Genomic DNA, 23,968 nt, shown 5'->3' on the forward strand with positions numbered 1-23,968 from the left:
CGGTAGATCCGGAAAAACCTGTGGACCCGGAAAAACCGGTAGATTCAGAAAAGCCAGTAGATCCGGAAAAACCGGTAGATCCAGAAAAGCCAGTAGATCCGGAAAAGCCGGTAGATCCGGAAAAACCTGTGGACCCGGAAAAACCGGTAGATTCAGAAAAGCCAGTAGATCCGGAAAAACCGGTAGATCCAGAAAAGCCAGTGGATCCGGAAATACCATTAGATCCGATAACGCCCACAGATTCAACTAAGGGCAACAATATCGGCGGGTTAGTAATAAATGACGTACCGACGACTACTAAATCACATTCTGGTTTCAAAGAATTTCCACAGACTGGTGAAAAAACATATAAGTGGCAATTAGGATTAGGTGTGATTATCATAGCCATTTTAGGTTTGTTGGGATTCGATATGTGGCGTCGAGCAAAAGATTAAACATTTAGCTGTTACTAAAAGTTCAGAAAACCTGAATTCTTCCTATATATGTGTTACACTACTTGAATAAATCAAACAATTAACAAAAATCAACGTCGCCGTTACTTGACACGTTGTTTTTTTACGCGTAAATGCAGGAGGATAGTTAATGTTAAATGTCAACAATGTCAGTATGCAGTTTTCTGACCGAGTACTCTATGACGATGTCAATCTGAAATTCACACCAGGTAACTGTTATGGTGTTATCGGTGCTAATGGTGCTGGTAAGTCTACATTCTTGAAGATCATTGAGGGAAAGCTGAAACCTACTACAGGTGTAGTTTCAATGGGACCTAATGAACGTATGTCCAGTTTGAACCAGGATCACTTTGCTTTTGAAGATAACTTAGTTATGGATACAGTAATTCGTGGTCACCAAAAACTCTACGATATTATGACTGAAAAGAATGCTATTTATTTGAAACCTGACTTTAGTGACGCTGACGGAATCCGTGCTGCCGAACTAGAGACAGAATTCGGTGAAATGGGCGGTTGGGAAGCTGAAGCCGAAGCTTCTCAAATGTTACAAGCACTTGGAATCGACGAATCACTTCATCAATTACCGATGAGTGAATTGACTGAACCGCAAAAAGTTAAGGTCTTACTTGGACAAGCTTTATTCGGTCATCCTGATGTCTTGTTACTAGATGAGCCTACGAATGGTTTGGACGTTCAATCGATCAGCTGGTTAGAAAACTTCCTAGCTGACTATGAGAATACGGTTATTGTGGTATCCCATGACCGTCACTTCCTTAATCAAGTTTGTACCCACATGTGTGACGTTGACCGTGGTAAGATCACACTCTTTGTCGGAAACTATGACTTCTGGATGGAATCAAGTGAATTAGCTACTCAATTGCAAGCTAACGCTAACGCCAAGAAGGAAGAACAGATCAAACAGTTGCAAGAATTCGTGGCACGATTCAGTGCTAATGCTTCGAAGTCTAAACAAGCTACTTCCCGTAAGAAACAATTAGAGAAGATCACTTTAGACGATATTAAACCTTCTACTCGTAAATATCCTTTCATCAAGTTCAATCCAGAACGTGAATTGGGTAAGGATCTAGTTAGTCTTGAAGGTGTTTCCAAGTCGATCGAAGGTGTGAAGATCCTGGACAATATCAGTTTGACGCTGCGCCCTGACGAGAAGATCGCCTTCATTAGTCGTAATGACTTAACAACTACTATCTTGATGCAAATTATTGCTGGAGAGATGGAACCAGACGAAGGCCAAGTAACTTGGGGACAAACAGCTACGACAACTTACTTACCTAAGAATGTGAATGATTATTTTGCTGAAAACAAGATGTCAGTTATCGACTGGTTGCGTCAATACGCTTCTAAGGATGAGAACGATAATACCTTCTTGCGCGGTTTCCTAGGTAAGATGCTCTTCTCTGGGGACGATGTTAACCGTGAAGTTGATGTCATGTCTGGTGGGGAAAAGGTTCGTGCAATGTTATCGAAGATGATGTTGAGTAAGGCTAATGTCTTACTACTAGATGATCCAACTAATCACTTGGATCTGGAATCTATCACAGCGCTGAATGACGGTCTGGTAGGATTCAAGGGTAGTATCATCTTCACTTCTCACGATCATGAGTTCATTCAAACTATTGCTAACCGTATCATCGAAGTCAGTCCTATGGGGATCGTTGACAAATCTGATACTACTTATGACGAATTCTTGGCTCATAAACAAGTCCAAGAACAAGTTGCTAAGTTATACGATGCTGAATAATACTAACGACTCGAAGTTAATTTCGGGTCGTTTTTTTGTGCATCTTTCAAGAAAAAACTTCGTCTTACAAAAATGTAAGTAAATGTAATATGAATCGAACGACCTTTTTTATGAATTTTCTTATGATAGATATATCAAATGGAGGTTCAAGAAATGCAAAAAATTGTCGAAGTAAAAAATGTTGAAAAAATTTATGGTAAGGCTAACGAGAAACAATTCAAAGCTTTGTCGGATGTAAATTTTGAAGTTCAACCAGGAGAGTTTGTCGGAATCATGGGGGCATCTGGTTCAGGTAAGACAACATTGTTAAACATTTTATCAACTCTTGATACGCCCACAAGTGGTTCGGTACAAATTGCCGGACAAGATATTACCAAATTAAATACTAATGAAATGGCAGATTTTCGTGCTAACAAGATTGGTTTTATTTTCCAAGATTTTAACTTGCTGGAGAATTTGACAGCCTATGAAAATATCGCATTGCCATTAGCGTTACAAAATGTTTCGCCTAAGAAGATCAAGCCAGCAGTTACTGCAATTACTGAAAAATTAGGTTTGACAGAAATTTTGAATCACTATCCAACTGAATTATCTGGTGGTCAAAAACAACGTGTTGCGGCTGCCCGGGCTTTGGTCCATGAACCAAGTATTGTCTTTGGGGATGAACCTACTGGTGCCTTGGATTCTAAGAGTGCTCGTGCACTGATGGATACGATGACAAAGATCAATCATGAGGATAATGTTTCGATCCTATTAGTAACACATGATCCTTTCTCAGCTAGTTATTGTGACCGCATCCTCTTTATTCGTGACGGTGAGATCGGACAAGAATTGAAGAAAGAGGACAGTTCACGTGGTGAATTCTATCAAGAGATCTTAGATTCATTGGGAACATTCGTTGAATAATTTATAGAGGAGAGGAGATTAAATAATGTTAAACAAACTAGCCTTAAGTGGCATCAAGCATCGAATGCGAGACTACACGGTACTGTTCTCAGGTTTGATGATCGCTTCAGCAATTTTTTATATGTTCCTGTCGTTAGCGCTCAACAAGACATTTTTAAGTTCTAATTCGCCAGCTCAGGCAACTGCCTTTATCTTTGGTTTTGGAATCGTCTTGCTGGCAATAATCACTATTGTCTACATCAACTATGCGAATACCTTCCTGTTAAGCATGCGGCAGAAGGAATACGGGATGTTCATGATGCTCGGTGCTAAGAGTAGCAAGATCTCTAAGATGATCTTTGTAGAAACATTCGCTATCGGTGCCATCTCAACTGTTATCGGTTCATTGATCGGTATCATCGCAACTAAGTATGTCAGTCAATGGATGATCACTGCCTTAGATATGCAAGTTAAACACTTTAATAGTTTTTATTTACCAGCTTTACTTTGGACTTTTGTTTTCTTCATCGTACTATTTGTCTTTTCAGCGTTACGCAATTCCGTTTCCTTGAGACGGACTAAGGTCTTAACTTTGTTACACAAAGATAGTCAACCAAGCAAGATCAAACGTAACGGCGCTGTGAAAGCTGTTCAAGCAGTTATTGGAATTATTTTCCTAGCTTTAGGTTATTTCTCCATGTGGTTTATCGGTCAAAATGCGTTGTTCATTTACTTAGGTGTACCATTTGCCTTGGTAACGATCGTTATCGGTACTTATTTTACGATCAATGCAGCTATAACGGCCGCAATTTCAATGTTAAAACGCAATACTAAATTCTCACAAAAAGGTTTGAATAATTTCACTCTTTCACAATTGAGTTTTAGAATCGGCGATTACACGAAGATCCTATCAATGGTATCGATGATGTTCGCCTTAGCCCTTGGTGCTATTACGGTTGGACTGGGTTTTCAAAATCAAATTGATACGGTTGTTAACGGCCAGAATTATTATGACGTTACCGTTCATAACGCCGATACAGCACAGAAGAGTCGTATCAATCACTTGAGTGGTGATGATCAAACAACTTATTCATATAAGTCTGATGACAAGAACAAAGTAGTTTACTATCGTGCAAGTGAATTCAAGAAGCAACCATTCCATTATGAGCATTTCAATATGGAAAGTATGATCGTTAAGACTAAGACAAGTAAGGATCCGACTGATCAAGAAGTCAGCTACAGCTTGCAACAGAATATGCTGCCAAGATATCGAATGAGTCAGGTCAAAGCTGTCAGTGATGCGGAATTTGCGGAATTACCTGCGAAAACAAATACTTTGACGGTAGTTAAGACAACTTCTTTCAAGAATAACTTGAGTAAGATCAAGACTATCTCTAAAGAAGAAGCTAAGCGTTATCCAGAATTGAAACAAGCTAGTGGTGACAAGTACAGTTCCTATGTCCTAGTTAATGGTTTCTTCTCGGGACTAGAGTTCATGGGCTTCTTCCTGGGAATCGCCTTTCTAGCCATGCTCGCTAGTTGCTTGATGTTCAAGATCCTTTCAGGTGCCAATGGCGACGTTAAGCGTTATAACATGCTCTATAAGATCGGTACGCGTCAGAAGATGTTACGCTCAACTATCAATAAGGAAATTGCCGTTCTCTTCTCGGTACCAGCTATTTTAGGAATCGTTCATGTCTTGTTTGGACTACAGATGTTCACTAAGTTGCTCTATAAACCATATATGAATATTGAGATACCATTCGGCATCTTCATCGTTCTCTATCTGGGTTATTATTTCTTAACACGTTACTTGTATAAGAAGATCGTTCTAAAATAAAATTTTTCAGTTTCCCTTCGGGGGAACTGGGGTCGGCGGGTGTTTCCCCCTAACTAATACCTACCGACCCCAGCTCCTCGGAAATGAGGAGCATTAATTGTTAAAGCGTCGAAGAAATCTTCCCCCTCTGAGACGCAATCTAATATTATATGGAAATCCCTCAACAAGATTCCTAGAAACACCCTTCAATATGTAATGAGAATTCCCGTTCTCAAAATTGTGATGCAGTCACAGAAAAAATCCCTATCTCAACGAGTTGATCGTGAGGTAGGGATTTTTTTAATTGCTTTTTTTAAAGTGAAATTTGCTCAAAATATTATATAGTCCTAAGCTGGCGATCATTGAAATGCTCGGTAAGAATTCGATTCGATAGCGACCCTGAACTTCAATAATCAGATTGGCAACCACGAAGGCCATTAATGGCAGGATCAATAAGTAGAAGTTATTACTGAATTTGGTCTTAAAAAGATAGAATGACCCGATCCACGATAGAACAATCAGTATGATGGAACCAATATAGGCTATGAAGTTGATGATCTCAACTGTCTTAGGAGAATGATTGGTACTGAAATTAGTAAAGTCTGTCGCGAGTGTCCGTGCTGACCACAGTACTTGGACTTTATTAATAAATAAATGCAACCACTTGTGATTATCATTCAAGTATTTGATCTCACGGTGCAATTGTTTCTTCTCGACCTTACTCATTTCTGCTCTAGATTTATTGGCATCGATCAACTTATTCATGTCGTCGCTGTAAGTACCGCTAGATTGATAGTGTAGTCCGGTAACGAATTTCCATTCTGGATCATGGTTGGATAATCCATATGCATTGACACCACCAGCTTTGACACCCCAGCCGGCTAGACTGAACAGAACAAAGTAGATCAATAAGGTAAGGATAGTTTTGGAAGCTGACTTGTAATCGAATTTGCCATTGTTAATGAGTAGATAACACAGAGCAAAGACGATTATACCAGCGATGAATACCGGTCCGATCGGTCTGATCAGGCACGCAGCAGTTAAAGAGATCCCTGCCAAAAGATAATACGTAGTTTTATTTTGCATTAGTAGATACAGCGTTACTAAGTACAACAAGGATCCGAGGTATTGATTATCCGCTTGACTGCTCAATGCAAACCAATCTAAGTCGATCATCAATAGTAATACTGAGATCCTAGCCATTTTGATGTTGTTGAAGATCTTAGTTACTAATAAGTAGGTCATCAGTAGGGTCAGTGTTTGATAGACGACATTTAGAAATTGTACGACGAAGATATTGAACCCAAAGACTTTGACGATCCCTAAAATATAAACCATGAATCCGGATTGATAGGCGTATTTTGAGAAGTAATCATTGTCAGTGTTGTAGAGCGGATCGCCGTTAAAAAATCCTGGAGCTCGCGACCAAAAGTTTCCAAAGTCACTGATCTGGGTTTGAGGCATTTTTAAGACCCAGCTAATGCCGACGATCATAAAGATAAGAAGCATTGCGCCGAGAACTATTAGATTGGTTTTTTTATCGGTATCTCGTATGCGTATCAAGAAGTAGCTGACTAATGCCACTAAAATGAAGGCGATGATGATCAAAGAAAGATTGCGCAAGGTATTTTGGAATAAATAATTTTGATAATAAAATAGCAGCATCATTATGAAAACTAAAGTAGTGAAAAGGGCTAAACATAATAAGATGAACTTGCTAATGGTGCTTTGTAATTTGTTGATAATATCCCCCTAAATTTACAGTCAAACTCAAGCTTTGACCGAGAGTGACAAGCTTTAAATAAATCATAATAATATTAACATAGTTGTCGCAACAAGCCTTATACGCATTGCCAATCTATAATTAAAATAAATTTAATTTTAGGTAAAAATCTTAATCTATGCTAAAATAAACTACTTGATAATTTTTTAACAAACATTTAGTTCGTCTTTTGACATGATATATGAAAATGACAATTTTTTTTATGTGGCATTATGTCATGAAGATCTCTTGATATATAAGGGATAGAGTGTAATAATCGCCTTGTATTAAAACCGAACATGGTCAATGATTAGATGTTTTTTGTTGCTAAATTTATTTTTAAACATTAAAATTTCTTTAATGATATTTTTTCAGAAACTTTAATCTGAATTGTAAAAGGGAATAGAAGGGAGAATGTTTATGTCATCAATGATCGAATTTCGTGATGTGCAAAAGTACTACGGTAAGTTTCATGCACTAAAGGACATTAACTTAAAAATCGATAAGGGAGAAACAGTTGTTTTGATCGGACCTTCAGGATCTGGTAAGAGTACTTTGGCCAGAACTGTCAATGGATTGGAAACGATCCAAGAAGGCCAATTGATCGTTAATGGTCATGATATCGCGAATAAGACGACTGATATCAACCGTATTCGGACAGATGTTGGGATGGTTTTCCAACATTTCAATCTATACGCTAATAAGGACGTTTTGGAAAATGTCATGTTAGCACCAAGAATTGTTTTGAAGTTGAGTGAGGAAGAAAACAAGAAGACAGCTATGGCTTTACTAGACCAAGTTGGTTTGGCAGATAAAGCTCATAACATGCCTTCTCAGATCTCAGGTGGTCAGGCACAACGTGTAGCCATCGCTAGATCACTCGCAATGAAGCCACGCTGTATGTTATTTGATGAGCCTACAAGTGCACTGGATCCAGAAATGATCGATGATGTATTGGGAGTTATCAAGTACGTTACTAGCCAAAGTGATATGACATCACTTATCGTTACGCACGAAATGGGCTTCGCTCAAGAAGTAGCCAATCGTGTTATTTTCATGGCTGATGGTCAGATCCTCGAGGATGATGAAACAGAGAAATTCTTCAAGCACCCTTCAAATGAACGTGCTAGCCAGTTCTTAGGTAAGATCATTAAGCATTAAAATAGGGGGTATTTGATATGAAAAAGAAGTTTAAGTACTTATCACTGCTGATCACATCTTTGCTCCTAGTTGTTGTGCTTGCTGGATGTGGTTCGAAACCCTTGTCAGCTCAAAATGTTTTGGAAAATGACAAAAAATCCAAGACAGTCACATGGGGTGTTAAAGCAGATACAAAATTATTAGGTTTGATTGATGTTAAAGATGGTAAGGAAAAAGGATTTGAAATCGACTTAGCGAAAGCTATCACTAAAAAGATGCTCGGCAAAGATGCCACTGCTAAATTCGTTACCGTTACATCACAGTCACGTATTCCATTATTGAAGAATGGAAACATCGACGCCATCATCGCTACAATGACCATAACGCCGGAACGTAAAAAGACAATTGATTTTGCTAATTCATACTTTGATGCTGGACAATCGATCCTAGTTAAAAAAGGTTCATCAGTCAAAAAAGTAGAAGACTTGAATGGTAAGACAATCATTGGTGTTGTGGGTTCAAACTCAGTTCAAAACGTTAAGAAGTTTGCTCCTAAGGCACAAGTCTTGCAACTACCTGACTATGCTCAAGCCCTAACAGCTTTGAAGTCTGGTCAAGGGGATGCCTTAACGACGGATAATGTTATCTTAGCTGGTATGGCTGTCAACAATCCTGGCTATGAATTAACTGGTAAGCCGTTCACAACCGAACCTTACGGTATCGGCATCAATAAGGGTCAAGGAGACTTTAAAAAAGCTATTAATAAAGCCTTGAAAGAAGTGCAAGCGGACGGTACTTACAACAAGCTTGTCATCAAGTGGTTTGGTAATGTTCCTGGATTCAATTACAAGGAGGTGCTAAGAAAATGATAAAACTACTAACAGATAACTGGTCAGCGTTTATTTCTGGATTCGGTTGGACCGTTCTATCCAGTATCTTGGCACTGTTCTTCAGTTTGATCATCGGTTCTTTATTTGCCATTTTGGAAGTAATGCCGAATAAGGCCGCACGTGTTATTGGTAATGTTTACGTTGAGATATTCCGTAACATCCCACTACTAGTTATTACGATGTTCTTCTACTTAGTAATTCCATTGTATATTGTAAAGATCAATGGTTTCACAGCCGGAACGATCGGCTTGACGATCTATACTTCAGCCTTCATTGCTGAAACAGTTCGTGCCGGGATCAACTCAGTTGATGTCGGTCAGATGGAAGCTGCTCGTGCACAGGGAATGACATTTTGGCAGGCAATGAAGAACGTTGTCTTGCCACAAGCTTTTAAGTTGGTCATTCCACCACTAGGTAACCAATTCGTTAACTTGGTTAAAAACTCGTCAGTCCTCGCCTTCGTTGCAGGATTTGATTTGATGTATCAAGGTAATGCGATTGCTTCGCAGACTTTTGAAACGGTAAATACTTATGTTGTAGTCGGTTTGTTCTACTTAGTCATCACAATGCCGATCAGTTACTACATGCAACATCTAGAAAGAAAATTAGCTTAGGAGGGGATACGTTATGCAAAATTGGATAGATGCTTATTCATGGATCAATATACGGTTCCTGCTCCAAGGCTTATGGATCACAATATTGATTTCAGTTATTTCTGTAGTATTGAGTTTTATTATCGGATCAGTCTTAGGTATTATTAGATATGCCAAGATTCCATATTTGTCTAAGATCATCGGTTTTATCATCGACGTGATTCGTAATTTGCCACTACTATTGATCATTTTCTTCACGTACTTTGGACTACCGGCATTCGGCTTCAAGCCGGATACGATCCCAGCTGCCATCTTAGCGATGACAGTCTTCGAATCGACGATGATTGCTGAGATCATTCGTTCAGGTATTCTGGCGGTCGATGTTGGTCAGATGGAAGCGTCTCGTGCAATGGGGATGAAGATGGGACAAGCTATGTGGCACGTTGTTTTACCACAAGCTTACAAGAAGATGATCCCAGCTTTAGTTAGTCAATTCATTTCATTGATCAAGGATACTTCCTTGGCCACGATCATCGTTGTTCCAGAATTGATGCAACACGGACAAGTTGTTTACGGACAGGATCCTAACTACATTATTCCGGTCTTCGTCGCAATGGCCATCATGTACTTTGTCGTTTGTTACGCCTTGTCACTGTTGTCCAAGTTTATTGACAGACGAATGGCTTAATGCAAAGAATGTTAGTTTTATTTTGAAAAACCATTAAAATTAGAAAATTATTAAAAAAATTTCTTGACGTCTAAAAAAATAACTGCTAATATACAAGTCAATCGAATAAACAAATATAAGTGTCTGAAACAAGTAGTACTGCATCTGTGTGTAAGAAAGCCGGTGGTTGATGCGAATCGGTCAGGGTGTACGTCATGAAATACCAGACATGACTTGGTTTTTCCAAGCGGGTAAAGAGAACCGTTACTTCTCGAGAGTGGAGAATAGTTATATTCTCAATCTGGGTGGTACCACGGTTATTAGTCGTCCCTGTTGCGTAAGCGATAGGAACGACTTTTTTTATACCTCAAAGTTGGGAAGGAAAATATTATGAAGAATACAGCCGGTGGAAATCCTCGATATCGATTCATTAACTAAATTAAGTAAAAAATGAGGAGATTAATTATGGAAAACAAAGTCAGCTTCAAAGAAGCAATTTCAATGTTAATAGTAATGTTATTAGTTTTAGGTTTTGGTGTTATCAAATTTGGTCTTTCACCACAAACCCCAGTCCTAGTAGTTATCGGTCTATTGATCCTCTGGGCTAAAGTCCGTGGCAGCAGTTGGGACGATATTCATAATGGTATTATCGACGGTGTCAAAAATGGGATCGTACCGATCTTTATCTTCATTCTGATTGGTGCCTTGATCGGTACTTGGATCGCAGCCGGAATTATTCCATCAATGATGGTGGCAGGATTCCACATGATCTCAGTTAAGTGGTTCGTACCGTCAGTCTTTCTAGTTTGTGCCATTATTGGTACATCGATCGGTAGTGCCTTTACAATTATTTCCACATTGGGAATTGCACTCTTTGGAATGGGTACGACTCTTGGTGTTAATCCAGCTTTAGTAGCCGGTGCTATCATCTCTGGTGCTATCTTTGGTGATAAAACTTCACCACTTTCAGATTCAACTAATTTGGCTTCAGCCATTGCTGAAGATGACTTATTTGCACATATTAAGAACCTCATGTGGACTACGATCCCAGCTTTCTTAATTTCACTTATTCTTTACGCAATTCTTGGTAACAGTGGTTCTAATGCTAGTTTGGATAGTATCGATAAGACTCTAGCAGTTTTGAATAGCAACTTCGTAATCTCTTGGTGGGCTATCCTACCAATTGCATTATTGTTTATCTGTTCCATCGCTAAGATCCCAGCCATTGCCACATTGATCTTAAATATTACCGTTACGATCGGGATGATCTTCATTCAAAAACCAAGTACACAAATCAAAGATGTCGCAGGTTTTATCGAAAATGGTTTCGTTTCTAAGACTGGTAACGCTGCAGTTGATGCTTTGCTTACTCGTGGTGGTATTACTTCCATGATGGGAACCGTTTCGTTGATTTTCCTAACCTTATCATTAGGTGGATTATTGATGAAGTTTGATGTAATTCAAACAGCAATGACACCACTTGCTGCTAAGTTAAAGACACCCGGATCAGTCGTTACAGCAACTATTCTTTCAGGTATCGGCGTTAACATCTTCGTCGGTGAACAATACTTATCAGTTATCTTGCCAGGTAAGGCCTTCAAGTCAACCTTCAACAAGCGTGGTCTTGATAATCTAGCTCTCAGTCGTGTTCTAGAAGATGGTGGGACAGTTATTAACTACTTGATCCCTTGGGGTGTTGCCGGAGCCTTCGCCGCTAATACACTTGGCGTTTCAACATTAGCCTTCTTACCATTCTGTTTCTTCAGCCTACTTTCACCAATTCTTTCTATTATAAGTGGATTCACCGGTATCGGCTTGAAACGTTTGAACGCTTCCGAAAAAACAACTGATAGTAAGAGCGATGCAGTTACTGCCTAATTATTTATAATTTTCAGAAAATATCCAATTGAGTTGCATAAAAAACAACTTTTATTGGATATTTTTTTGTGCTTTTTGACCTTACAAAATTGTAAGGTAATGTTAGTTTAAAGCCACGAAAACATTATATTTATTGGGTAGAATTAAATGTATAATGGAACAAGTCGTTTTGAAAATAGGGAGGAAATATGAAAAAAATCAAACTTACAATTTGGGGGATTGCTATTGTAATGGCAATTATTACTGTAGCAGTAGTTTTAGGTAATGCTAGTGATAGCCACAAAGCCAAATACAATACTTATACTGTTAAGTCAGAACAAACTGATAACTTTACAGGGGTCGTTCAGGCTGACCAGAGACATGCTGTCAGTGATGAACCTAAGTCTGATGATGAGACCTTGGCTTCATCTAATGTCAGAAATGGTGAAGAGGTTACTAAGGGACAAGTTCTATTTACTTTTTATAAGAACATGTCTAGTGAGATCAACTCAGCTAATTTAGAGATCAGACAAGCACAATTAACGATCCAACAGTTGAATACAACGACTGATAAGAATACTGATTATCAGATCGAATTGGCTAAGGATCAAGAAATGTTGAGCGAAGCTCAAGCTAAATTATCAAAAATAAATCAAGAACAGAATCGCACGGTTTTAGCTCCAATTGCTGGTACGTACTTCAAAGATAGTGAAGGACGCAGCTTTATTTACGGTACACCGATCATTCAAGGTAATGTCAACGAGTTCTCACTTGATAAGATCAAGAGCGGCAAGAAAGTGACAGTTATCAAGAATAATGGTGAGAAGATCAAAGGAACATACAGTTCTAAGGATAAGATTCCATACAATAATGGTGCTGTTTCTTATTATCACTTCCAAGTAAGTACTGATGAGACCTTGAATTATGGAATGCACGTACAAATTCAAAACTCTACTCGTGGTTATAAGATTCCTAAAGCAGCGGTAAAATCAGGCGATACGGTCTATGTTGTGAAAAATGATAAGAAACACAGACGTGTATTAGACTTGACCAAATATGATAACAATTATTACGTCAAAAAAGGAATCAAGGCTGGCGATAAGCTGGTCTTGTTCTAGGGCGGTGATTTCATGTTAAAGATAAATAACGTGGGAAAATCATACGGTAAATTCAAAGTCTTGCAAGATATTGATTTAGAAGTCGCTGATGGTGAATTCTTAGCCATCATGGGACCATCCGGTTCTGGTAAGTCAACGTTGATCAATATTTTGGGCCTATTGGATCAAGACTATACAGGTGAATATTTGTTGAATGACAAGAGTTATAAGGATACATCAGATAATCTTTTGTCACGTATTCGTGGTGATCAACTAGGTTTTGTCTTTCAAAACTTCAAATTGTTGACGACTTACAATGTCTACGAAAATATTGAAATACCTTTGGTCTACAGCAAGCTAGAACAACGAAACAAGCATGAACGAGTTGAAGATGTAGTTGAAAAAGTTGGTCTATCAGGCAAGGAAAAAAATCGTCCTTCAGAGTTATCCGGTGGGCAACAACAACGTGTGGCGATTGCTCGAGCAATCGTCAATCGACCTAAGTTGATCATTGCCGATGAACCGACTGGTGCACTTGATACGAAGACTAGTAAAGAGATCATGGATATCTTTACGAAGTTGAATCAAGACGGTACCACGATCATTATGGTCACTCACGATGAAGAAGTAGCTCAATATGCCATGCGGACAGTCTATATCCGTGACGGTAAGTTATATCATGATGCAAAGGATGTGTTTAAAAATGATTGATAAAATTTTGATCGCATTCAAGTCGATTGGTAAGAATAAGAATCGTAACTTCTTAACGATGTTGGGTATTATTATCGGAATTGCCTGTGTGATTGCTATCTTAGCCGTTGGTGATGGTTTCACTAAGACGATGACCAAAGGTATGGGAACACACAATGATAAGGGACGTGTAACGATAAGCTTTGAATCATCCTCATATGACGATGTTTCAAGTGGCTTCACGCAAAACGATATCAGCACTTTAGAAAAGGTCTCGGGTGTTGATCATGTTAAGTTAGACAGTAGTAACACCGAAGCTAGTGCAAAGATCCAATACAAGACGAAGCATGAGACAACGAGTTTGAACAAAGCACCTAAACATCTCAAGTTATCTAAAGGTGTCGGTACGACGATCGATAAGTCGGATATGAGTAATATCTTCATCTCGCATGATTTAGCTTCACGAATCTTTAAAGGTGAAAGTGCACTGAATAAACCACTTATTATAGAAGGAAACGTATTTATCGTCCGTGGAATTTATAATGTTAGTGACTTCAATTATCGTCCTGATATTTATGTTTCCAAAGATATCTTCAAACAGTTATTCTCTAACCAGATCACGAAAGACTTGGCACGGATCTATGTCAGCCCGGATGCCAACAAGAAGTCAGTCGGTAAACGAGCTGTGGCCCAGATGAAGAAGTTTGGTGAGGATAAGCAAATGGGTAGTTATTCGGTTTCTAATACAGACCAAATTAGTAAGACATTTACGAAGATGCTGAATTATGTGACTTACTTCGTAGCGTTAGTTGCTGGTATATCATTATTGATCGCTGGTATCGGCGTTATGAATGTAATGTATATCACGGTTTCTGAGCGTCGCAAAGAGATTGGTATACGACGTGCTTTTGGAGCTACTTCAAATGACATCAGAAGTCAATTCTTGATTGAGAGTGTGGTACTTTGCGTTATCGGTGGTTTGATCGGTATTTTATTTGGCTATCTTTTAGTAGCGATTATAAATGCCTTCTTGCCATTCAAAGCAATCGTCACCGGTTATTCATTAGCTATCTCTCTATCAGTTTCGACAGCAGTTGGCTTGATCTTCGGATTCATTCCATCAAACAAAGCTGCTAAGTCACCATTAGTGGGATTATTGAAAGAAGAATAGTCAGTTTTTAAAAAGGGGATTACTATGAAAAAATTATATAAATTAGATGGTTGGACATTGCTAGCGATGTTTCTGATCTTAGCATTTGCGGAACTGATTCAGATGTTCTTGTCTAATCAACAAATAGGTTCTGCACCAGCGATGGGTAAGGCATTGGAATTAGGGATGTATGCAATAACGATCGTCTTTAGTTTTGCTATTTATTACGGCGTTATGTACTTGGTTCTGAATAACACTGAGACAGGCTTCCAGAAGATAATCTTTGTTAATATTGTGATTGGTTTGACGATTGCAGCAGTATTATCTATTATTGCCGGTTTGATCACTGGTAAGGCTTTGAATGTTTGGATCAAAATAATTATTGGTCTGATTGGTAACGGCTTTATCGCTTGGATCAATTGGAAAGAATTAAGCGTCTCACAAAGTAGCAAGATCAAAATCAGTGTGTGGACAGCAATTTGTTTTGTTGTATCATCACTATAATTGTAACGACGTTATAGACCTGGGTATTTCTGCCTAGGTCTATTTATTTGCTTATAAACTAATATATTAAAGACGAATAGCGGTAATAATATCCGGTATGCTACCATGAAAATAAACATGACCGGGGGTAGTAATGGAGAAAATAATAACCGTTATTTTGACCATATTTTCGGTACTATCTTTAACAGGATGTTCTAATGTTAATTCAGTTAAAGACAGTGCAAAAGCTCAAGAAAAAGCTTCTCGACAAACTCAAGACCAGGTCATGTCGCGGTGGAATAAACAAGTAAGTAAGGCTACGAAGATAGATACGAGGTCTTATAACGAAGCGGCTTCGTATATTTCTCCTACTGATCTTAAGCAGATGAGGCAGTTTAAGAAGTTATTCATCAAAGGAACTGTTTTGAACTACCATAAACTATCAGAAATAAAATTCGATACTTATACTAAGGCAACTGTCAAAGTTGAGAAAGTATTAATGGGTAATAACAAAGAATTAGAAGGCAAGAATATTACCTTGATATTGCATGGTGGATTGACCACGGTTAAAGATTTCTTCTACAATACAGACAATCGAGATCATAACGGCGTTACGATCCATCCTAAACCTAATGGAGAATTGTACTTGCATGATACAGATGCTCCATTGCCAGAGATCGGTGCTCAGATTATCTTGCCGCTCGATGTTATCGAGTATGATCGTGAAGATAGTTCAGAATTCATTACGGCAATGCGGATCAACAATATTAAGAGCAAGACAGCTTACGTACCATTCGATCCGATATTTAGTATCTGGGTCAAAAATAGTAATGCTAAGAAGTATATTTTTAATAACGAGAATTGGCGTAATATTACCGATCCCAATAATGTACTATCTAGAACAAATATTACTAATGAAATAAATGAAAACTACAATAAATAGAAGAGTAACTCGGATCTGATTATCCGAGTTGTTTTTTACCGTTTAATTTATCAAATGATAAATTAAACGAATGAGCAAGGAGTGAAGAGGATGAACAAATTGGCAGCAATGATGATGATATTTGTACCTTTGACTGTTTGTTACCAAAGACATTCAAAAAAAGCTAAATTTCAAAATGTGCGAAGCAGCAAACTGGAAGTTGCAGAGACCCCCATCTTAGAAATTATTTATCTAGATGTATTTCTTAGTACCACCAGTCATTCAAACTTGATTCATGATGATAATAAGATGGTTAGTGGCGAAATCAGAAGTAAATCTGATATAGTTATTATAGATAGAGGGAAAGTTTTACATCGAATGAGTGTCCGAAGGGGTGACACTTAAAACCAAGATAATAATTATAACCGTTATAACGATTAATAGGGGAATTATGAGAAAAATATGGGGAATTTTAGCCATTATAGCAGTTTTTGTGACGTTAATAAGCTGCAGTAATGGTGCACACAAAACTTACAATAGTAAAAAAGACAACGAAAATGCTTCATTAAAGCACAAAGTAAAAGTGAACCGAAAACATTGGAATAAGTTGGTCAGTGAGGCAGTTATTGAATACTTACCGAGTGGAACTAATTTTGACGATACTTTTCCAACCGATTGGCACGATTTAAGGAATAAGAATGCTTATGTTATTGAAGGAACTGTCGTCAATTATGAAAAAATGGAACATCAACCATTATTGATCCAGACCAAAGCAACAATCCATGTTGATAAAGTTCTTGATGGTAATAAAACCTTAGAACATCAATATATTGTGACAACTTTGCCAACCGGATTTGCATTTACTAACGATGTTAAAGCTAGCGTTGAAGGTCAGGATAGTACTAAGAATGCGGAAGTGCTGTACAAGCAAACTAGCTTTCCACTGCCTAAGATCGGCGATAAAATAATTACTGGTATCAAATCTAATAAGAAAAAGTTCGAGAATAATCGGGCTTTCAAAAAAGAGATGGCTAAGTATAACTTAGATGGATCGGATTCGTATTTGGTAACAGACCCTAATTACAATTTTTGGGTCGAAAACAAACAGTCTAAGTTTGTTATCAACAATTTGGATATTCGTGATATGAAGAAGAATAATCCTAATTACGATAAGGTGTATAGCTTGGTCGAATTGACCAAACAATTAAATAGTAAGGTTTAAAAAGACATGATATTATTATTACAAAAGGGGTGAGAACGATGATGTATTCTTCAATTTTAATAGTGATTTTACTTATTGGTCTAGTTTGGTATTTAGCAACAAATGGAAACAATAATGTTCGAAATAAAAAATTAGCACCGGTGCTGATCGGTGTAGTTGTCGTTGCTGTTCTTGCTATAACAGTAGTTCCCATGTTCGGAGGATTCGGCATGTTTCATGGTATGGGCTATGGAATGGGCATGAGATGTTGGTAATATAAATAAAAAAATAAATCAGTGCGGTCTTATTTATGAGACCGCACTATTTTTTTGTCCATAAATCACTGGTTGATATATCAGGCTAGTATTTGTGTATAAAAAAAGGATATGTAACTTATTTTGAGGTTCATAAAAAAGATAGAATAAATTTCGAAAGCGGTTTCACATAGGGAGGAATAAAAATGAAAGAAATGACACCCCAAAGTGGGTTAGAGAATTCGTCAAAACGAAAAAAGCAGTCTAAGTTTTGGCAAAAATTCTCTAATAATGGTCCTTTTGTTATTTTTGCATTACCTGGCGCCATCTGGATGATCTTTTTCTTCTATATTCCAGTATTCGCCAATGTGGTAGCGTTCAAGGATTTTAAGTTTTCTCCGGATGGCTTCTTAGCCAGTCTTGCGCAAAGCAAGTGGGTCGGATTTCAAAACTTCAAGTTCCTGTTCTCTTCAAACGCTGCCTGGTTGATCACGAAGAATACGTTGCTATACAACTTGGGGTTCATCATCTTGAACCTTATCATTGCCGTCTTCTTCGCCATCGTTATGAGTGAACTTAGACATAAGAAGCTGGTTAAGACTTATCAGACTTCGATGTTATTACCTTACTTCTTATCTTGGGTTATCATTGCTTACTTCGTAATGGCATTCTTGAATCCAGAAAAGGGATTGCTTAATTCAATCTTACATACTGATATTAATTGGTATGCGGAACCAAAATATTGGCCTTTCTTCTTACTAATGTTAGGAACTTGGAAGGGGATCGGATACAACAGTATTTTGTATTTTGCTACTGTTATGGGAATCGATCCGACTTACTATGAAGCGGCTATGGTTGATGGTGCTGGTAAGTGGCAACAGATCAAGAACATCACTATCCCACAACTATTACCACTGATGACTTTGATGACTATCTTGGCGGTGGGAAATATCTTCCGTGCAGACTTCGGTCTGTTCTATACCGTTCCTCAAAATTCCGGTGCACTATATAACGTTACATCAGTTCTAGATACATATATTTATAACGGATTAACTGCTACAGGTGATATTGGTATGTCCAGTGCTGCCAGTTTGTATCAATCAGTTGTTGGTTGTATCTTGCTTGTTTCCACAAATATGCTAGTACGTCGTTTTGACGGCGATTCAGCACTATTCTAAGAGGTAAAAAAATATGAAAAAAAAGAAAGCTATTGAGGATGTTCAAGTACGTGCCTTTGGCAAGAAGACCGATTTATTCTTCAACATTATTATCGGTTTGTTTGCTATTACATTTATCTTGCCGCTGTTCTTCGTCGTAGTTATTTCATTGACCGATGAGAATACTTTGTCACAATACGGTTACCAACTGTGGCCTAAAAAATGGAGTCTCGCCGGTTATGAATATCTGGCCACTATGGGTGGAGAATTGATGAGATCACTGTGGATATCAGTTATCGTAACGGTCTTCGGTACGATGATCAATGCGACTTTCACGTCAACTTATGCATATGCGATCTCCAGAAAGTCATTTAAGTACCGCAAATTCTTTACGATCTTTTGTTTGATAACGATGCTGTTCTCACCTGGTATGGTTGCCAACTATATCGTTGTTACTAACTTGCTTAATTTAAAAGATACTTTGTGGGCTTTGATTTTGCCAATGGCAGTCAGCCCTTTCAACATTATCGTTATGAGAACCTTCTTCAAGCGTCAGGTATCGGAGTCAATTATTGAATCAGCCAGAATCGACGGTGCGAGTGAATTGAGGATCTTCTTACAGATCGTAATTCCGCTAGCTGTTCCTGGTATCGCAACGATCAGTTTGTTTGCGGCCTTAGGTTACTGGAATGATTGGTTCAACGCCTTGCTATATATTTCAGATGACAAATTAGTTCCACTGCAGTATTTACTAATGAAGATTCAAGCTAATATCGAAATGCTGACACAAAATGCTGGGACCGGTGCTCAATACGCTGGTGGTCTAGCGGCTGTTCCTAAGGAAGCTACGCGAATGGCAATGGTTGTTATCGCTACATTACCAATTGCCGCAACATATCCGTTCTTCCAAAAATACTTCGTCCGTGGATTGACGATCGGTGGTGTCAAGGAATAGGAGTGGGTTATGAAGCCATTTAAATGTACGAATCTTAGTGCAAATGAAATATCAGAAATAGAATTCATCATTGATCATTATGGAATCGATCTGCATCACTTTTCGAAGATAACGTTGAGTTTAACACCAACGGATAACAAAAAAGACGAATTTAACATTCACCACACGAATAAATTTTTAAAGGTAACGGCTAATGATCTGAATGGATTGAAGTACGGTCTGTATGAATTGAAGTGTAGGGATTATAAACATTTCAATCTGCACTATCATGCTCAATTGCGTGAACGAGCTGTGATGATCGACTGTGGACGAAAGTATTTTTCAGTGGATTTTTTTAAAAAATTACTCGATGCAATGTTCGTTAATGAGATGAACACTCTACAGTTACATTTTTCAGATAATGAAGGATTTCGTATTGAGTCAGACGTCATCCCTGAAGCCGTATCGTCAGAATTCTTAACCAAAAAAGATATCAGGATCATTGTTGCCTATGCGCACAAGTTAGGGATACAAATCGTACCAGAACTCGACAGTCCAGGTCATTTAAAACAAGTTTTGACGAAGTATCCACAGTTTAAATTAGCTAATTCCAATGGGTTGAATATCACTGATAAAAGAGCCATTGAATGGTTCAAGAATATTTTAAGGGAATATTTTGAACTGTTTGCTGACAGTAAATACTTTCATATTGGCGGTGACGAGTTTGTAAAATTCGAGAAGATCGATGATTATCCAGAATTGTTGTCATACGCCAAAGAAAAGATCGATCCTACTGCCAGTGGAATTGATACTTATCTTCAATATTTGAACGACATAGCTGACTTTACCGAGCAGAACGGTTTTGTTCCGAGAATTTGGAACGATGGATTATTCCGACAGGAACACGAAAAAACAGTCGTGCAATTGAATTCTAAGTGTGAAATAGCTTATTGGACTAAGTGGAATATTCATATGGCGCCAGTACAAACTTTCATTGATCACGGTTATCAAATAATCAATTACAATGACGGATATTTCTATCATGTGCTCGGTGAAGCAGCAGAGTACAAGTATCCGACACCACAGAGAATTGCACATTGGCAGATCAATGAATTTCCAGAGTATCAATATGTAAGAACAGCTGACATGAAAAATATTAAGGGACAGTCATTGAATGTGTGGTGTGACAAACCAGATGCTCAGACCGAAGAGGAAGTTTTGAGCGCTTTGATTGAATATATGCCGATTATTCAAGGGAAAGAATGGTGCATCAGCAGTGATGCGACAAATATTAAAGAATAGGTGGTAATTATGAGGAGATATTGGAAATATTTTTGGGGTTCGCTGTTTGTTCTGATAGCCGTTATTGGCTTGAGTGGTTGTAGTAATAAAAAAGAGTCCAGTAAGGACTCAGTTCCAACGGTATTGATGTATCAAATTGGTGATAAGCCTAAGAATTATGATACTTTGCTGGCTAATGCTAACAAGATCTTGGAGAAGAAGGTACATGCCAAGTTAAAGATTCAATACATCGGCTGGGGTGACTACGCTCAGAAGATGGCCGTTATCGTGTCTTCAGGTGAAAATTACGATATTGCTAAAGCTGATAATTATGTAGTTAATGCTCAAAAAGGTGCTTATGCAGATCTAACTAAATTACTGCCCAAGTACGCTTCATCAGCGTACAAAGATCTAGATGAAGCATATATCAAGGGAAATAAAGTCAATGGAAAACTTTACGCCTTCCCAGTCAATGGTAATGTCTTCGCACAACAAACACTTAGCTTCAACAAGAAGTATTTGGAAAAAATAGGGATGAACGCTGATGACGTTAATTCATACAAAGACTTGGAACCTTTATTGGCTAAGTTCAAAGAAGAAGATCCTAAAAAAGTTCCTTTTGCGACCGGTAATATGTTCAGAGTGGCAGAGAACTTCGATTACATCTTGAGTTCCGAATTACCTTTTGCAGTCGATTACAGTGAAGGAGCTGATGGTAAGACTATCATCAATCCTTACGACAGTGACAAGATGAAGGAAGACCTAAGAGTCATTCGCAGTTATTACAAAAAGGGCTATATCGACAAGGATGCGGCGACAAATAAGACAGGTTACCCGCTAACGACTGATAATTGGTTAGTTCGACAAGAAACTCAAGGATCATTAGGAATTGGTAATCAAGCTCTATCTGAAGCAGCTGGCAAGAAAATGGTATCAAGATCAATAACTACTCCAGCTAAGACTAATACTCAAGCGCAAATGTGTGACTTTGTGATCAATAACGCTTCTAAGCATAAGATCACTGCACTGAAGATATTGGGTGAGATCAACAGTAATCCCGAGCTTCTTAATGGATTGGTCTATGGTGTTGAAGGTGAAGCTTGGAAGAAGATCGGCAATAACCGAGTAGAGTTGTTGAAGGGCTACAAAGATGGTTATCACATGGCAGCTTGGAACACAGGTAATGCCGATATTGTTTATAACACCAAAGACGTTACTGACGATATGATCGAACAAAAGAAAGAAGACACGAAGAATGCTCTCCAATCACCAGCTCTAGGTTTCCAATTCGATTCTTCAAGTGTTAAGACTGAAATCACAAACGTTTCAGCCGTTATGAATAAGTACAGTGCTGATTTGAATACCGGAACGGTTGATCCTGATAAGGCCATTCCTAAGTTAGACAAAGAACTAAAGAGTGCCGGCTATGACAAAGTTCTAAAAGAAATGCAAAAACAATATGACGACTTTTTACAAAAATAATAGGAGGACCGATCAATGAAAAGATGGGTTAAATATGTGTGCGGATTAGTATTGTTGCTATCCGTAAGTATTGTCGCTGTGGCGTGTGGAAATAAGAAGAGTGCCTCTAGTGATGGGGATGTACCAACGCTTCTGATGTATCAAATCGGGGATAAGCCTAATAATTATGATACTTTGATTGCTAATACGAATAAGGTCTTAGAGAAAAAAGTGCATGCCAAATTGAAGATCCAATATATCGGTTGGGGTGATTACGCTAAGAAGATGCCGGTAATCGTATCTTCCGGTGAAAATTATGATATTGCCAAAGCTGATAATTATGCGGTCAATGCTCAAAAAGGTGCTTATACTGACTTAACAAAAATGTTACCGAAGTACGCTCCTAAAGCTTACAAGAACCTTGATCCAGCTTATATCAAAGGAAATAAGGTCGATGGAAAGCTTTATGCCTTCCCAGTTAACGGTAATGTTTATGCCAAACAAGTAATTACTTTCAACAAGAAATATTTAGACAAATACAACATAAATATTGACAATATCAAGTCATACGCTGATCTAGAAACAGCCTTTGCTAAGTTCCATGAAGAGAATCCTAAAGTTCAAACATTTTCAATGGGACAAACCTTCAGAGCTGCGTCAGACTTCGATTATCCACTGACAGATGTTTATCCATTCGCGGTCGATGTAGTCGATGGTCGTGATAAGATCGTGAACCAATATGATTCAGAAAAAATGAAGACAGTTCTTAGAACACTTCACAAGTACTATCAAGAAGGTTATATCGCTAAGGATGCTGCCACTAGTGTGACTGACTATCCGATCAGTGGTAATACTTGGTTCGCCCGTCAAGAAACCCAAGGACCTTTTGATTACGGAGATAACTTATTGACCATTACAGCTGGTCAACCATTAGTATCAAAGGCAGTAACACCAGCTATCAAGTCAGCTGCACAAGCACAGATGTGTAGTTTTGTAGTAAGCAGTTCTTCCAAGCACAAGGAATTAGCGGTTAAAGTGCTAGAAGAGATCAATACTAGCCCTGAGATCTTAAACGGCTTAGTTTACGGTCCAGAAGGTGAAGCTTACAAGTATGTAGACGATAAGAAGCGTGTTAAATTGCTCAAAGGCTACAAAGAGAAATATCACGTTGCAGCTTGGAATACTGGTGATAACAGTGTTATTACACCAACTGAGAATGTGACAGATGAAATGATCAAAGAACGTGTTAGTGATACTAAAGATGCGATCGATTCACCAATTCTAGGTTTCCAATTTAAGACAGATAAAGTCAAAACTGAACTAACAAATATCTCTAATGTAATGAACAAATACATCTCTGGTATTAATACAGGTACGTCTGATCCAGATAAGGTAATTCCTAAGATGGATAAAGAATTAAAGGATGCCGGATTTGATAAAGTTCAAAAAGAAATGCAAAAACAATACGATGCTTTCTTAAAAGATAATAAGTAGAGATCGATTAGAGATTG

The 23,968-nt window shown here is 38.1% G+C and carries 23 protein-coding genes; 22 read left to right on the plus strand and 1 reads right to left on the minus strand.

Features of this window, described 5'->3' with window-relative positions; all coding sequences use genetic code 11:
- The 4 genes from U8519_RS10975 to U8519_RS10990 all read left to right on the plus strand — a co-directional run.
- Positions 1-434 (plus strand): LPXTG cell wall anchor domain-containing protein (locus U8519_RS10975; RefSeq protein ID WP_334330358.1); only part of this gene is annotated, 434 nt, incomplete at its 5' end.
- Between the two features lie 148 nt (positions 435-582).
- Positions 583-2,214, plus strand: coding sequence for an ABC-F family ATP-binding cassette domain-containing protein (locus U8519_RS10980; RefSeq protein ID WP_334330359.1), 1,632 nt, complete (start codon positions 583-585; stop codon positions 2,212-2,214).
- Between the two features lie 153 nt (positions 2,215-2,367).
- Entirely contained in the window at positions 2,368-3,120 is a 753-nt protein-coding gene (locus tag U8519_RS10985; protein WP_334330360.1) for an ABC transporter ATP-binding protein, read from the plus strand.
- 25 nt (positions 3,121-3,145) lie between these two features.
- On the plus strand, positions 3,146-4,939 hold the full coding sequence (locus tag U8519_RS10990) for an FtsX-like permease family protein (protein ID WP_334330361.1): 1,794 nt from the start codon (positions 3,146-3,148) through the stop codon (positions 4,937-4,939).
- Positions 4,940-5,218: 279 nt separating this feature from the next.
- On the opposite strand, the gene U8519_RS10995 is transcribed toward U8519_RS10990, so the two are convergent.
- A complete protein-coding gene (locus U8519_RS10995) occupies positions 5,219-6,586 on the minus strand; it encodes a glycosyltransferase family 39 protein (protein ID WP_334330362.1) in 1,368 nt (455 codons plus the stop codon).
- 523 nt (positions 6,587-7,109) lie between these two features.
- Between U8519_RS10995 and U8519_RS11000 the strand changes: the two genes are divergently transcribed.
- From U8519_RS11000 to U8519_RS11085, 18 genes are all read left to right on the plus strand, one after another.
- Positions 7,110-7,841 carry an amino acid ABC transporter ATP-binding protein gene (locus U8519_RS11000; RefSeq protein ID WP_334330418.1) on the plus strand — a complete coding sequence of 244 codons (732 nt, stop codon included), beginning with the start codon at positions 7,110-7,112 and terminating at the stop codon, positions 7,839-7,841.
- A gap of 17 nt (positions 7,842-7,858) precedes the next feature.
- Positions 7,859-8,689, plus strand: coding sequence for a glutamate ABC transporter substrate-binding protein (locus U8519_RS11005; protein ID WP_334330363.1), 831 nt, complete (start codon positions 7,859-7,861; stop codon positions 8,687-8,689).
- Positions 8,686-9,324 (plus strand): amino acid ABC transporter permease, encoded by a 639-nt coding sequence (locus tag U8519_RS11010; RefSeq protein ID WP_334330364.1) that lies wholly within the window; start codon positions 8,686-8,688, stop codon positions 9,322-9,324. The genes U8519_RS11005 and U8519_RS11010 overlap by 4 nt, the downstream gene beginning before the upstream one ends.
- Positions 9,325-9,337: 13 nt before the next feature.
- A complete protein-coding gene (locus tag U8519_RS11015) occupies positions 9,338-9,991 on the plus strand; it encodes an amino acid ABC transporter permease (protein WP_334330365.1) in 654 nt (217 codons plus the stop codon).
- A gap of 444 nt (positions 9,992-10,435) precedes the next feature.
- Positions 10,436-11,848 carry a Na+/H+ antiporter NhaC gene (nhaC, locus tag U8519_RS11020; protein WP_334330366.1) on the plus strand — a complete coding sequence of 471 codons (1,413 nt, stop codon included), beginning with the start codon at positions 10,436-10,438 and terminating at the stop codon, positions 11,846-11,848.
- 188 nt (positions 11,849-12,036) lie between these two features.
- Positions 12,037-12,945 carry an efflux RND transporter periplasmic adaptor subunit gene (locus tag U8519_RS11025; protein WP_334330367.1) on the plus strand — a complete coding sequence of 303 codons (909 nt, stop codon included), beginning with the start codon at positions 12,037-12,039 and terminating at the stop codon, positions 12,943-12,945.
- 12 nt (positions 12,946-12,957) lie between these two features.
- A complete protein-coding gene (locus U8519_RS11030) occupies positions 12,958-13,635 on the plus strand; it encodes an ABC transporter ATP-binding protein (RefSeq protein WP_334330368.1) in 678 nt (225 codons plus the stop codon).
- Complete coding sequence (locus U8519_RS11035) at positions 13,628-14,785, plus strand: ABC transporter permease (RefSeq protein WP_334330369.1); 1,158 nt, start codon at positions 13,628-13,630, stop codon at positions 14,783-14,785. Before U8519_RS11030 ends, U8519_RS11035 begins: the two co-directional genes overlap by 8 nt.
- A gap of 24 nt (positions 14,786-14,809) precedes the next feature.
- Complete coding sequence (locus U8519_RS11040; RefSeq protein ID WP_334330370.1) at positions 14,810-15,268, plus strand: hypothetical protein; 459 nt, start codon at positions 14,810-14,812, stop codon at positions 15,266-15,268.
- A gap of 133 nt (positions 15,269-15,401) precedes the next feature.
- Positions 15,402-16,190 (plus strand): hypothetical protein, encoded by a 789-nt coding sequence (locus tag U8519_RS11045; RefSeq protein WP_334330371.1) that lies wholly within the window; start codon positions 15,402-15,404, stop codon positions 16,188-16,190.
- Between the two features lie 90 nt (positions 16,191-16,280).
- Positions 16,281-16,574, plus strand: coding sequence for a hypothetical protein (locus U8519_RS11050; RefSeq protein ID WP_334330372.1), 294 nt, complete (start codon positions 16,281-16,283; stop codon positions 16,572-16,574).
- Positions 16,575-16,620: 46 nt separating this feature from the next.
- A complete protein-coding gene (locus U8519_RS11055; RefSeq protein WP_334330373.1) occupies positions 16,621-17,391 on the plus strand; it encodes a hypothetical protein in 771 nt (256 codons plus the stop codon).
- Between the two features lie 38 nt (positions 17,392-17,429).
- Positions 17,430-17,645: a hypothetical protein gene (locus U8519_RS11060; RefSeq protein WP_334330374.1), complete on the plus strand. Its 216-nt coding sequence runs from the start codon at positions 17,430-17,432 to the stop codon at positions 17,643-17,645.
- Between the two features lie 194 nt (positions 17,646-17,839).
- Complete coding sequence (locus tag U8519_RS11065; RefSeq protein WP_442892153.1) at positions 17,840-18,802, plus strand: ABC transporter permease; 963 nt, start codon at positions 17,840-17,842, stop codon at positions 18,800-18,802.
- A gap of 13 nt (positions 18,803-18,815) precedes the next feature.
- A complete protein-coding gene (locus U8519_RS11070; protein ID WP_334330376.1) occupies positions 18,816-19,736 on the plus strand; it encodes a carbohydrate ABC transporter permease in 921 nt (306 codons plus the stop codon).
- A gap of 9 nt (positions 19,737-19,745) precedes the next feature.
- On the plus strand, positions 19,746-21,017 hold the full coding sequence (locus U8519_RS11075; protein ID WP_334330377.1) for a family 20 glycosylhydrolase: 1,272 nt from the start codon (positions 19,746-19,748) through the stop codon (positions 21,015-21,017).
- A gap of 9 nt (positions 21,018-21,026) precedes the next feature.
- The gene (locus U8519_RS11080) at positions 21,027-22,478 is read left to right on the plus strand and encodes an ABC transporter substrate-binding protein (protein WP_334330378.1); all 1,452 of its coding nucleotides are present in this window, start codon (positions 21,027-21,029) and stop codon (positions 22,476-22,478) included.
- 15 nt (positions 22,479-22,493) lie between these two features.
- Positions 22,494-23,951, plus strand: a complete 1,458-nt coding sequence (locus tag U8519_RS11085) for an ABC transporter substrate-binding protein (protein WP_334330379.1) — start codon at positions 22,494-22,496, stop codon at positions 23,949-23,951.
- The last annotated feature ends 17 nt before the right edge of the window (positions 23,952-23,968 follow it).

This window comes from Companilactobacillus sp. HBUAS59699 (genome assembly GCF_036913575.1).
GTDB lineage: Bacteria > Bacillota > Bacilli > Lactobacillales > Lactobacillaceae > Companilactobacillus.